Annotated in this window: 11 protein-coding genes and 1 riboswitch; of the genes, 2 read left to right on the forward strand and 9 right to left on the reverse strand. The window is 33.6% G+C overall.

The genetic code is table 11. The features are described 5' to 3' along the window. Positions 1 to 3: 3 nt before the first annotated feature. From FA045_RS04370 to FA045_RS04380, 3 genes are all read right to left on the reverse strand, one after another. Positions 4 to 507 (reverse strand): NlpC/P60 family protein, encoded by a 504-nt coding sequence (locus tag FA045_RS04370; protein WP_225871274.1) that lies wholly within the window; start codon positions 505 to 507, stop codon positions 4 to 6. A 60-nt stretch (positions 508 to 567) separates the two neighbouring features. Next, the gene (gene mutS / locus FA045_RS04375) at positions 568 to 3,177 is read right to left on the reverse strand and encodes a DNA mismatch repair protein MutS (RefSeq protein WP_136874853.1); all 2,610 of its coding nucleotides are present in this window, start codon (positions 3,175 to 3,177) and stop codon (positions 568 to 570) included. Positions 3,178 to 3,303: 126 nt separating this feature from the next. Further along, the gene (locus FA045_RS04380; RefSeq protein WP_136874855.1) at positions 3,304 to 4,962 is read right to left on the reverse strand and encodes a DUF4172 domain-containing protein; all 1,659 of its coding nucleotides are present in this window, start codon (positions 4,960 to 4,962) and stop codon (positions 3,304 to 3,306) included. Positions 4,963 to 5,080: 118 nt separating this feature from the next. On the opposite strand from FA045_RS04380, the gene FA045_RS18940 reads away from it, so the two are divergent. Beyond that, entirely contained in the window at positions 5,081 to 5,647 is a 567-nt protein-coding gene (locus FA045_RS18940; RefSeq protein WP_205943095.1) for a hypothetical protein, read from the forward strand. Between the two features lie 110 nt (positions 5,648 to 5,757). Here the strand turns inward: FA045_RS18940 and FA045_RS04390 are convergent, their stop codons facing one another. The 4 genes from FA045_RS04390 to FA045_RS04405 form a co-directional block, all read right to left on the reverse strand. Next, entirely contained in the window at positions 5,758 to 6,480 is a 723-nt protein-coding gene (locus tag FA045_RS04390; protein WP_136874857.1) for a menaquinone biosynthetic enzyme MqnA/MqnD family protein, read from the reverse strand. A gap of 66 nt (positions 6,481 to 6,546) precedes the next feature. Next, entirely contained in the window at positions 6,547 to 7,158 is a 612-nt protein-coding gene (locus FA045_RS04395; RefSeq protein ID WP_136874859.1) for a histidine phosphatase family protein, read from the reverse strand. Positions 7,159 to 7,219: 61 nt separating this feature from the next. Further along, complete coding sequence (gene mqnE, locus FA045_RS04400; RefSeq protein ID WP_136874861.1) at positions 7,220 to 8,413, reverse strand: aminofutalosine synthase MqnE; 1,194 nt, start codon at positions 8,411 to 8,413, stop codon at positions 7,220 to 7,222. A gap of 127 nt (positions 8,414 to 8,540) precedes the next feature. Next, positions 8,541 to 9,032, reverse strand: a complete 492-nt coding sequence (locus FA045_RS04405; protein WP_136874863.1) for a lipocalin family protein — start codon at positions 9,030 to 9,032, stop codon at positions 8,541 to 8,543. Between the two features lie 101 nt (positions 9,033 to 9,133). Here FA045_RS04405 and FA045_RS04410 point away from each other — a divergent pair, with 101 nt between their 5' ends. Next, a complete protein-coding gene (locus FA045_RS04410) occupies positions 9,134 to 10,249 on the forward strand; it encodes a trans-sulfuration enzyme family protein (protein WP_136874865.1) in 1,116 nt (371 codons plus the stop codon). A 195-nt stretch (positions 10,250 to 10,444) separates the two neighbouring features. Here FA045_RS04410 and cysM read toward each other — a convergent pair whose 3' ends face one another. Continuing rightward, positions 10,445 to 11,317 carry a cysteine synthase CysM gene (gene cysM / locus FA045_RS04415; protein ID WP_136874867.1) on the reverse strand — a complete coding sequence of 291 codons (873 nt, stop codon included), beginning with the start codon at positions 11,315 to 11,317 and terminating at the stop codon, positions 10,445 to 10,447. Next, positions 11,314 to 12,114 (reverse strand): serine O-acetyltransferase EpsC, encoded by an 801-nt coding sequence (epsC, locus tag FA045_RS04420; RefSeq protein ID WP_136874869.1) that lies wholly within the window; start codon positions 12,112 to 12,114, stop codon positions 11,314 to 11,316. The genes cysM and epsC overlap by 4 nt, the downstream gene beginning before the upstream one ends. 235 nt (positions 12,115 to 12,349) lie before the next feature. Continuing rightward, a riboswitch (SAM riboswitch) is annotated at positions 12,350 to 12,462 on the forward strand. Positions 12,463 to 12,516: the final 54 nt, after the last annotated feature.

Genomic DNA, 12,516 nt, shown 5'->3' on the forward strand with positions numbered 1-12,516 from the left:
ATTTTAATTTAAAGTTCCTGTTTTAACAATTGCTTTCTGGTAAACAGGCAAATTCAGATCATCAACAACAACACCTCTGGTAGTTGATGCATGTACAAAAAAGTTATTATTTAAATAAACGCCAACATGATCAACAACACCTCCACCAAAAGCAAAAAAGATTAAGTCTCCTTCTTTTAAACTACTTTGGTTTACTTTTTTTACAGCATCAGCTTGATCTCTTGATCTTCGAGGTAAGCCATGTCCATAAATATCCTTTTGAAGTAACAAAGCAAATCCAGAGCAATCAATTCCTTTTTTATCTAAACCTCCTAAACGATATTTAACCCCTGTCCAATCGGTTATGAAACGATATAAGTCTTTGCTTTTTAAATTCGCCATTGCATCTGCAGCTTTTGAAGCTTTACTATCAGATTTAACCGTATATTTTTTAGATCCGCAAGAAGATAAAGCAATTGTAAAAAATAAAAATATCGAAAAGAAAATTACCGTCTTTAATTTTATCATTCTATACATTTTAACTTTAAACTTAGCAAAGCCCTTCACTTTAGGGAGGGTTTGGGGATTTTAGGTCTTAATCAACCTTTGTATTTCGTCTAATTTTAACAAAGCTTCTACAGGAGTTAACGTATTTACATCTAAATTATTGAGGGTATCTCTAATTTTTACCAAAACTGGATCATCAATGGCGAACATTTGTAACTGGTAAGCCTGATTTTGAACTTTTTTGATACTGTCTTTGACACTTTGTCCTTCGGTTCTATCAATTTCTAAACGCTTTAAAATTTCGTTAGCACGATTAATTAATTTTGATGGCATACCCGCCATTTTTGCCACGTGGATACCAAAACTGTGTTCGCTACCACCAGGAACCAACTTACGCAAGAAAATCACTTTGTTGCTCATTTCTTTAATGGTTACATTAAAATTTTTAATGCGGCTCATGGTATTTTCTAACTCATTTAATTCATGGTAATGCGTTGCAAAAAGTGTTTTAGGCCTTGCTGTTGGGTGTTCATGTAAAAATTCAGCAATTGCCCAAGCAATAGAAATACCATCGTAAGTACTTGTTCCGCGGCCAATTTCATCCAGCAAAATCAAACTCCTATCCGAAATGTTATTTAAAATACTGGCCGTTTCGTTCATCTCTACCATAAATGTACTTTCGCCACTCGATAAATTATCTGAGGCTCCAACTCTGGTAAAAATCTTATCAACCAAACCAAAACTAACATCTTTTGCAGGCACAAAACATCCCATTTGGGCCATTAAAACAATTAATGCAGTTTGCCTTAAAATGGCCGATTTACCCGACATGTTTGGACCAGTGATGATAATAATTTGTTGATTATCGTTATCTAAAAAAACATCATTGGTAATGTATTCTTGTCCAATAGGCAGCTGTTTCTCTATTACTGGGTGGCGTCCGCCTTTAATGTCTAAATCTTTTGTATTGTTTAGCGTTGGTTTTACGTAATGATTTTTAACAGCCAACTGAGCAAAACAAAGCAACACATCTAATTTAGCAATAAGGTAAGCATTTAACTGAATGGGCTTAATATATTGCGCAACTTGATACATCAACTCGCCATATAAACGTATTTCAATCGCCTGTATTTTTTCTTCAGCCCCTAAAATTTGTTCTTCGTATTCTTTTAGTTCAGGCGTAATGTATCGCTCTGCATTAACCAAAGTTTGCTTACGTATCCAACTTTCAGGTACTTTATCTTTATGAGTATGTGTTACTTCTAAATAATAGCCAAAAACATTGTTAAATGATATTTTTAAAGATGGTATGCCAGTTACAGCAGCTTCTCTTTTCTGTATTTCAACCAAATATTCTTTTCCGCCAAAGGCGATTTTTCGCAATCGGTCTAACTCATCATCAATACCATCGGCAATTACATTTCCTTTAATCAGCAAAGCTGGAGGATCTTGATTTAGTTCACGTTCTAATTTTTCTTTAATGCTTAAACACGGATTTAATTGAGAAGCTAACACAGAAAGAAACTGATTTCCAGTTTTTTCGGCAAGATTTTTAACTTCATCAATATGAGAAAGTGCTCTTTTCAATTGCACCAATTCTCTCGGACCAGCCTTTTGCAAACCAACTTTAGAAATTAATCTTTCTAAATCGCCAATTGGTTTAATGTGACTTAAAAATTCTTGCAATAAATCATCATGGTTAACCAAATACTCCACCATCCCAAGGCGCTCCTGTATAGGTTTAAGTTCTTTTAGCGGCATAATGATCCACTTGTGCAACATCCTAGCTCCCATCGGCGTGCTAGTTTGGTCAAGCACATCAAAAAGTGTTACACCATTATCATTTGCAGTACTTACCAACTCTAAATTTCTGATGGTAAACCGATCTAACCACATGTAACGGTCTTCTTCCAATCTCGAAATTGAAGAAATATGCTGCAAATTGCGATGTTCGGTTTCACCTAAATAATAAAGCACAACTCCAGCAGCTACAATACCCGATTGTAATTTATCAACCCCAAAACCTTTTAAAGAGTTTACTTCAAAATGTTTCGTTAATATTTCATTCGCATAGTCATTTGTAAAAGCCCAATCATCAAGCGTGTAGGTGTAAAATTTATCACCAAAAAGATTTAAAAATTCTTGCCTTTTACTTTTCTGAAAAACAACTTCTGTTGGTCTAAAACCTTGTAAAAGCTTGTCTATATATTCTGAATTACCTTGTGCAACCAAAAATTCGCCAGTAGAAATATCGCAAAATGCAACACCTAAAGTTTGTTTATCAAAAAATACTGCAGCTAAATAATTGTTAGATTTCTGACTTAAAATATTGTCGTTATATGCAACACCAGGAGTTACCAATTCCGTTACACCACGTTTTACGATTGTTTTTGTTGTCTTTGGATCTTCTAATTGGTCGCAAATTGCAACTCTTTGTCCAGCTCTAACTAGTTTAGACAAATAATTTTCTAATGAATGGTGCGGAAAACCTGCCAATTCTAAAGCGCCATTTGGTCCAGTTCCTCTTTTGGTTAAAACGATCCCTAAAATATTGGCGGTTTTAATAGCGTCTTCTCCAAAAGTTTCGTAAAAATCGCCTACTCTAAATAACAATAATGCACCAGGATATTTCGCCTTAATGGTATTGTATTGCTGCATTAATGGGGTTACGGTTTCTTTTGCTTTAGCCAAAATCTTAAAAAATTACTAAGTTGTAAAGATAGCATCTTGAGCCTAAGCCATGAAGTTTTTGTTGATAAATTATTAGCTTGTGGAGAGGCAAAAGTATTTAATATGAATAGTTAATATGATTTATTGTTAAAATAAACTTTGCTGAGCTTCTTGTTTGGGTGGCTTACCTAAAAATTTAAAATCTGCTGAAAAGATATCATATTGCTTTTTTTCAAAATTGAATTTTCTTAACACAAGATTTTCGCAGTCAAAATCCAAATTTACATCCTTAAAAATTTTCAATGCTTTTTCAACATTTTCTGAGCTTAGTTTTCTCCCAATTGAAATATGAGGATCTTTACTATTATAAGATTTTTTAAGTGTAAGTTCTTTCTGAATTCTAATCATCAGAGCTGTTAATGTTATTTTAGTTTCTCCATGAGGTTTTAAAAATACAGCACCGTTTGAATAATTGCCTACCCCATCAAACTTCAGATGTAATGGTTTTTCATGACTAGCAATCTCCTTAATATTTTCAATAATTTCATTAAGATCATCCTCCTTCGCAGTAAATTCTACAATTGTAAGATGTGCTTTTGAATTTCTACTATTATACCAGTTTATCTCATTAAATAACTCATCTTTAAGTTTAGTTACATATTCAATTCCTTCTAGTGATGGTACAATTACTAAAGAATATAAATCTTCCATTATTTGATAATTAACATTCCTTCCATCACCCAAAAAAGGAAATATTCCTAATTCATTTAAGGACTGTAAATCTCTAGTTGCTGTTGCTTTTGAAGCACCAGTAATACTCATGTATTTTTTGGCAGTCATTCCTCCTTCAAAACCACTTACTCCAGCATTAAACATCTTATTAATCGCTTTAACTTGTCTCGAATTTAATTCATTTTTATATGCATCAAAAAATTTAACTTTTTGGATCGTAAAATCTATTAACTCCCTAATTTGCTCTTGTGCTTTTACAGTTATCTCTGCAAAGTAGACTAACCAATTTGTAATTTCATTACTTATTGAACCTTTTTGCAAAGCGCTATAATAAGCTTTTCTATCTTCTTCAATAACTTTAGATAGACTTAAAATAATTGGGCGTTTTAACGTTTGAGATAATGCTTTTTGGGCGATAGCTCTTCCAATCCTGCCATTCCCGTCTTCAAAAGGATGGATACTTTCAAAATATAAGTGAGCAATTGCAGCTCTAATTATAGCATTTGATATTTCCATTTTTCCATTTGGAGCTGTATCATTAAACCAGGTAATAAATTTCACCATTTCAGTTGGAACTTTTGAAGATGGAGGAGCTTCAAAATGAATATTTTCTTTTCCTACAGTTCCAGATATTACTTGCATCGGCTCATCTCCTTGTCTCCAATCACCAATTATTATCCTCCTTTGTTTAAAAACCAAATAAGAATGCCATTCAAATAATTTTTCTTTTGTTAAATTTTCTTTATAACTATATCTAACATCAGTCATTAATTTGGCAATACCTGCCGCTTTTTTATCACTTACATGTTCTAATTTATCGTTAAGATCTAAATTATTTTTAATGGAAGACATTACATCTTGCCTACTTAAATACTCATTTTCAATTTCAGATGTTTTTAGTGCCTCCATTAATATTGTTTGCACTAAAATCTCATTATGAGAATTTTGATCTGTCGCTTTTAGCATACCATTTACCAACCCTAATTCTTCAGCGAATTTGTAAAAGCTACTTTGTATAGTATCCTGATTGAAACTAAAATTTGGCCAGTCTGGCAGTTCCCAATTATACTTCATGAGCCGAATAATTTAAATAATCGGCTCAAATATAATCAAAAAATGAGCCGATTAATCAAATTATTCGGCTCAAAATATTTTTTTAATATACCTATATTTGCCACTCATAAAAAATAGAATGGCAATTTTACATCATAAAGAAGAAAAAATACAAGTAGTGTTAGGTAGGCTGCCTAATAAATATACGCATGAACAGTTTGTAGAAATGTTTATTAAGCTATATTCTAAAGATTGGGGCAAAATTAAGTCGGCATTTAATAAACAAAATCAAGATAAAGAACCTGGTACAGTAATTAATATGCCTAAACCAGATCTTTATTTGAAACAACTTTTAGAGACTTACGTAGCTGCTAATCCAGCGAAAGCTGAAGTAATGGAAGTTGAGGCAACTCCACCAGTAAAGCCTAAAGCTGCTCCAAAGAAAAAAGCTATAGTAATTGAAGAGGCAATAGTTGAAGAAGTTCCTGTGGTAAAAGCAAAAGCTGCTCCAAAGAAAAAAGTTGAAAAAAATGTTGAAAACGAGGAAGTTGCAGATCAGAAAAAAACTGTAGCGAAAAAGAAAGTAGCTAAAGAAAAAGTGGAAGAAGTGAAAGAGCCAAAGAAAAAAGCTGCCGCAAAAAAAACAGTTGAGACAGAAGAAGTTGCTCCAACAAAGGCGAAAAAAGTAAAAGTTGAAAAAAAATAAAAAAAATTAACATCCAACACAACAATTTTAATTTTTGGATGTTTATATATACGAGAGCGTTAATTTAGATGACGGGGATAAAATCGGTATGATTTAATCCCCGTTTCTTTTTACAGCTTTTTGATATAATCTAGAAACAAATCAAGCGCTTTTCTCTTCTCTTCAGTTAGCTCAAAATCTAATTTATTGAACAAATAATCTTTGAGGTCAAAATTATCAATTGAAGGAAGCTCTTTTAGCACTTCATCTCTATGCGCTAATCCTAATTTTAAAGCAGTGTCAAATTCTTCAATAAATAAAGCTGAAATTTCTTTATTAGCAACCCAAGCTGCGTAAACAAAAGGCAAACCAGTAAATTTCATCCATTCCTCGCCCAAATCATACGCAAAAGCAAAATCATCTTTTTTGCCAAAAGTTCGGTCGCCTATTAAAACTATGGCATCTGTTTTGGAATCATTAGTAACAAATTCAACATCTTGTTTAAAATGAAATTTCAGTAAAACTTTGGCCAAGTTATTTGATGTTCTCGACTGCGAATCAAACTTAATCGTTTTGATTTTACCCACTTCTACATCGGAAAAAATAAACACCGAATTAACGGCTCCCACAGAACCGATACAATACGAACCGATAATATTTGCATTAGGCACAAATGGAATAGCAGCTACGGGAATTAAACCTATATCAACTTTATAATCAATTAGTTTGGCAGCACAATCTGAAGGAATATCTAAGCTTAAATCAATCTGGTTGATGATTTCGCTGTGCTCAATTCCATAAATAAATGGTTTGGTATTGGTGTAAGAAACTGCTGATATTTTTATTTTATTCACTTTTTGATTTATTCTTTTTAACCACCTAAGAAACCTTAGAAAACCTAAGAAATAAGCAGTATAACTTTAATCTTTTAAATGGATCGTATTGTTAAAATCTAGAACAGAAAATTTACCATTTTCATAACCCATTCTGTATAGAGTTGTATTTTGATGAGGGAATTCGCCCATTTCACTTAGCTCTTTTTCCATCAATAAACACAACAATAAACGCATTGCTCTGCCATGCATACAAACTAAAACACATTGTTCGTTGGTGTTGCTCGTAATTACATCCATAGCTTCCTGCAATCTTACCTTTACCTCATTCGGACTTTCGCCTCCTTCAAATTTGGCCTCGTAATTTCCACCAATCCATTTTTCGGTTACTTCTCTAAAAGCAATTCTAGCTTCTTCCGTATTCGGCTGCCCTTCCCACAATCCCCAAGCCAACTCATCTAAGCCGCCTAATTTTTGCCATGGCAAACCCAAATCTAAAAAATGTTGCACGGTTTGATGCGTTCTTTTTAAATCGGAAGTATAAATTTTATCAAACTTGATGTTTTTATAATGATGATAAAATGCTTCGGCTTGCGTTCTGCCTGTATCATTTAAATCGCTATCTACACCTCTGCCTTGTACAATCCCTAACCTGTTTAATTCTGTTTCGCCGTGGCGGATAATGTATATTTCTTTCAATTTTTTAAATTTTGAATGATAGAATGAGTGAATTTTGAATGAAAAATTTCATCATTCTAAATTAATTTATTACCGGTAATTTATAGTAAGATGGTTTTACTTCGTTTTCAAAAACTACATCAGTATAGTCAGTTACTACATTGTATAAAGTATCTCTTTCAATAGGTTTTCTGCCTACTTGTTTAATCAGAGCCACTAATTCTTGCGTACTCATTGCCGGATTTTGCTCTTCAGCACCAGCCATGGAGTAAATTTTGGTCGTATCATCTAAAGTACCGTCAATATCATCAACCCCAAAACTTAGCGACATTTGTGCAGTTTCTCTACTAATCATTGCCCAATAGGCTTTAATGTGATCAAAATTATCTAAGTAAATTCTACCAATGGCATAATTTCTCAAATCTTCAATAACCGAAACCTCAGGCACATTACTCATTTGGTTGTGCTGATTTCTAAATTTCAATGGAATAAAGGTCTGAAAACCACCTGTTTTACCTTGTAGTTGACGCAATTGCTCCATGTGATCTACACGGTGTTCGAAACTTTCGATATGACCATAAAGCATTGTTGCATTTGAGCGCATCCCGAGTTTATGCCATTCTTCATGTATAGCTAACCATTGTTCACCTGTACATTTATCTTTTGCAATTTGTTCTCTAATTTCTGGATGAAAAATCTCTGCTCCACCACCGGGAATAGATTCTAAACCTGCGTCTTTCATCAATTTCATACCCGTAGCGTAATCAATTTTCGCTTTTTTAAAGATATAATGATATTCTACTGGCGTTAATGCCTTTACATGCAACTCTGGTCGGTGTTTTTTGATGGCTGTAAACAAAGCTGAATAAAATTCAACATCGTATTGCGGCAATACACCACCTACAATGTGAACTTCGGTAACAGGTTCATTATCATACTTTTTAACCACATCGAGCATTTCATCTAAAGTTAATGCCCAACCTTCTTCTTTTTGCTTAATTAAACGAGAGTATGAACAGAATTTACAATCGTAAACACATAAATTAGTAGGCTCTAAATGAAAATTACGATTAAAAAAAGTTTTATCACCATGCTTTTTTTCTCTAATGTAATTGGCTAAAACTCCTAAATAACTTAACTCTGCATTTTTATATAAGTAAACGCCATCATCAAAAGTGATACGTTTTCCATCCGCTACTTTTTGAGCAATTGCTTTTAATTCAGATGAAATATTTTGATGGTTAAGAAGAATAGCTAAATCTTGCACGGTGTAAATTTATTGTTCATACAAAAGTACAATATTGCCCTAATTCTAAATCATTTTGTTGTAAAAATGGCTAATTTAGCAATAAAAAAAAGCCTTCCGATTATTCGAAAGACTTTCTAAAATTTATTTTGATGTCTTATTTTGCTGCTTTTGTAAAATTCATTACAATATATGCAGTTCTGTTGCCGTATTCAATTGGCGATTTGATGACCATATTGTTTCCATCAGCAGATGCTAAAGCCAAACGGTAACCAGAAGTAACTTCTTTAGCTTTTTCTCCTTCAAATATTTGCTTGTATTGGAATGTTCCATCAGCAGGACTAACAGACCAGAAAATAGTTTGTGTTTTAGCTGCACATGTTGTACTAGATGGTAAACTATAGCTACCATTTCCGCTATTAGTTAGATTCCATGTACTACCAACAAAACATTTATAAGATGCTTCGCCTAAAAATGACTTCACTGCAATTTCAGGAATACCATCAAAAGTAATGTCGTTTACTACCCAATTACCAGACACATCACCTCTTTTTGCTGCTACAGCACCAGTTGTTGTTTTCGGAGAACAGCTTTGTAACACTATTATAGAACTACAAATTAACGCTGCTATTAAAAATATTCTTTTCATATACTTGTTTTTTGATAAGCTGATTACATAAATCTTGCCAAAACAAAATAATTGACCAGATTTAAATTTTAGCTTTGTGCTAATCCCCTTAAAACTTAAAAATGAAAACAGAAACAATTGCTATCCATTCACAAAATATTGTTAAAAGTGCTACGGGCGATGTAACGATGCCTATAAGTTTATCAACAACGTTTTTAAGAGATGAAACTGGCGGTTATCCTGGCGGACACATGTATAGCAGAGTAAGCAATCCTAATCGTGAAGCTTTAGAGGAAGTAATTTCAAAATTAGAATTTGGAGAAGCTACCTGTGCGTTCTCATCAGGTAATACTGCTGGCATGACTGTTTTTCAAGCTTTAAAAGCTGGAAGTCATATCATTGCTCCTGATGATATGTATTGGGGTTTGAAAAAACAATTACTCACTATTTTTAATGATGTTTTAACTTTCGACTTTGTGGATTTAACAGAGTTGGATAAAGTCGCAGCTTTTATTAATCCCAATACGGCGATGATTTGGGCTGAAACACCATCTAATCCATTATTAAAAATAACTGATATTGAAGCTTTGGGCAAAATTGCAAAAAGCAATAATTTGATATTTGTGGTTGATAGTACATTTGCTTCGCCAATTTTACAAAATCCAATTTTATTAGGAGCGGATATTGTAATGCACTCTACCACGAAATATATCGGTGGGCATAGCGATGTTTTGGGAGGATCTTTAACCACAGCCAAAAAAGATGAGTTTTGGGAAAGAATTTTAAATGTGCAACAAACGGGCGGTGCCGTTCCATCTCCATTCGATTGTTTTTTATTGCTACGTAGCATTAAAACATTAGCCTACCGCATTAAAGGACATTGTGAAAATGCAATGAAATTGGCAGAATATTTAGATAATCATCCAAAAGTTGAAGCAGTTTATTATCCTGGCTTAACCTCACACAAGCAGCATGAAATTGCTAAAAAACAAATGAAAGATTTTGGTGGAATGATGTCTATTTTAGTTAAAGGAGATGGAGATAACGCCCGGAAAGTGGTTAATAGTGTGAAAATATTTGCGCAAGCTACAAGTTTAGGGGGTGTAGAAAGTTTAATTGAACATCGTGCATCTGTTGAAGGACCAGATACTAAAACTCCTCAAAATTTAGTGAGAATTTCTGTTGGTCTAGAGCACATTGACGATTTGATTGCAGATTTGGAGCAGGCTTTGGGGTAGTCGATTTCGTCATGCCCAACTCGATTGGGCATCGTAATGCTATATTAATAGCTATAAAAATTACTTGATTTTCGACAAACTAACTCTAAACTGTAAATTTATTTAAATAACAGTGTTGATTTTAATAATTCCTATTATCCTATTTTTAGCATTACGATTGCCAGTCAAGCTGGCAATGACGAAGCACTATTAAAATTACCCAAACAAAGTACTACTCAAATACCGATCTCCCCTATCACAAGCAATAAATACAATTAAACCACTTTCTAATTCTTCGGCTAACTGTAAAGCGCAATGTAATGCGCCTCCACTACTCATGCCGGCAAAAATACCTTCTTTTTTCGCCATAGCTCTTGCAGCCATAGTTGCATCTTGCTGTGAAACGTCCATAATTCGGTCTACACGCTCTGGCTCATAAATTTTAGGTAAATATTCAATTGGCCAACGGCGAATACCCGGAATAGAGGATTCTTCTGTCGGTTGGCAACCTACAATTTGAATACCTGAATTTTTCTCTTTCAAATATCTTGAATTACCCATAATACTGCCTGTTGTACCCATACTGCTTACAAAATGAGTAATTTCACCATTGGTATCATCCCAAATTTCTGGACCAGTAGTTTTATAATGCGCTAAATAATTATCGGCATTGGCAAATTGGTTTAACAAATAATAACCAGTTTGATTGCCCTTTTCTTCGGCATAATCTCTACAAACTTCAATCGAATCGAGCAAAGTAACTTTAGCGCCAAATGCTTCCATGGTTAAAGTTCTTTCTCTGGTAGAGCTAGATGGCATAACCAATTCAATCTCTATTCCGTAAATAGAGGCAATCATAGCTAAAGCTATGCCTGTATTTCCGCTGGTAGCTTCAACCAATTTGGTGTTTTTATCGACTTCGCCACGCTCCATTGCACTGCGAATCATATTTAAAGCTGCCCGGTCTTTTACACTTCCACCCGGATTATTTCCTTCTAACTTGGCATAAATTTTAACATTAGGATTGGTATTTAAATACCTAATTTCAGCAAGCGGAGTGTTTCCAATACAATCTATAATCGTTTTCATGATGATTTAATTTTAATTTCTGCTTGATGATAAACTATAGAATTTTCTGGAACGCTACTGGTTATCCAAACATTTCCTCCAATAATACAATTGTTGCCTATAAAAGTTTCTCCACCTAAAATTGTTGCACCAGAATAAATTACTACATGATTACCAATAGTTGGATGCCTTTTAGTGTTCGACTTTGATTTATCAACACTTAAAGCGCCTAAAGTTACACCTTGATATAATTTTACATAATTGCCAATTACCGTAGTTTCTCCAATTACCAAACCCGTTCCATGATCTATGTATAAATATTCGCCAATTTCTGCTGCCGGATGAATGTCTATTCCAGTAACGGTATGTGCATATTCGGTTATGATACGAGGTATGTAAGGTACTTCGAGCAAATATAATTCATGCGCAAAGCGATACATCGCGGTAGCAAAAAAACCAGGATAACACCTAATGATTTCAAACTCACTTTGAGCCGCTGGATCGCCATTTGATAATGAAGATAAATCAGTATTTAGTTTACAATAAATTTCGGGAATTTGCTCAAAAAAACCATCGGCAATAGCTTTATGACTATCTGATTTGCAATCTTTTGTAGATTTTAAAATAAGTTGTAATTCTTCTTTTAGCTCAAAAAATACACCTTTCAGTATTTCTTGCGTATAATTTGTTGATGCTCCTCGTTCTGGAAAAATCAAATTAAGCAAATTATGAGCCCAATTAGCAATAGTTTGGTTTGATGGCACCACTTGTTGCTGTTTTTGACGAAAAATGATACGATCTAAGAATTGATTATCCACAGGAGAAAGATTTAATTTAAACTACAAAGTTACTATACTTTAGTTTGCTAAATAATTATTTAAGTCAGTATAATGCCAAATTAAAAAAATACAATAAAAAAATTGCAGTAATTTACTTAAAATCAATATTTTAAAAAATAATCAGAATTTAATTTTGCATTAGTAAAAATTTCATTCTATATTTGAAACATTATTTGGAGAAACCAAGTAAAAGTCAATTACCAACATGGTTATTGATTTATAAAGAAGTGGCGAGAGACAGGCTCTATAACCCACTGGCAACCCTCCCTTACGGAGAAGGTGCCAATTCCTGACCACTCAACATGGTGTTGTTTGGAAATATAAATTAAGAAGATGAAAACATTACATTCTACTTTGCCTGAGGGCGATGCGCTTCAATTA

The organism is Pedobacter cryotolerans (genome assembly GCF_005116475.1).
Taxonomy (GTDB): domain Bacteria; phylum Bacteroidota; class Bacteroidia; order Sphingobacteriales; family Sphingobacteriaceae; genus Pedobacter; species Pedobacter cryotolerans.

What these genes read in the sequence shown, in the direction of transcription:
- FA045_RS18940 (WP_205943095.1), top strand. Translation starts at nt 5,081, where the DNA reads ATGGCAATTTTACATCATAAAGAAGAAAAAATACAAGTAGTGTTAGGT.
- FA045_RS04370 (WP_225871274.1), bottom strand. Translation starts at nt 507, where the DNA reads ATGATAAAATTAAAGACGGTAATTTTCTTTTCGATATTTTTATTTTTT.
- FA045_RS04405 (WP_136874863.1), bottom strand. Translation starts at nt 9,032, where the DNA reads ATGAAAAGAATATTTTTAATAGCAGCGTTAATTTGTAGTTCTATAATA.
- FA045_RS04410 (WP_136874865.1), top strand. Translation starts at nt 9,134, where the DNA reads ATGAAAACAGAAACAATTGCTATCCATTCACAAAATATTGTTAAAAGT.
- cysM (WP_136874867.1), bottom strand. Translation starts at nt 11,317, where the DNA reads ATGAAAACGATTATAGATTGTATTGGAAACACTCCGCTTGCTGAAATT.
- FA045_RS04380 (WP_136874855.1), bottom strand. Translation starts at nt 4,962, where the DNA reads ATGAAGTATAATTGGGAACTGCCAGACTGGCCAAATTTTAGTTTCAAT.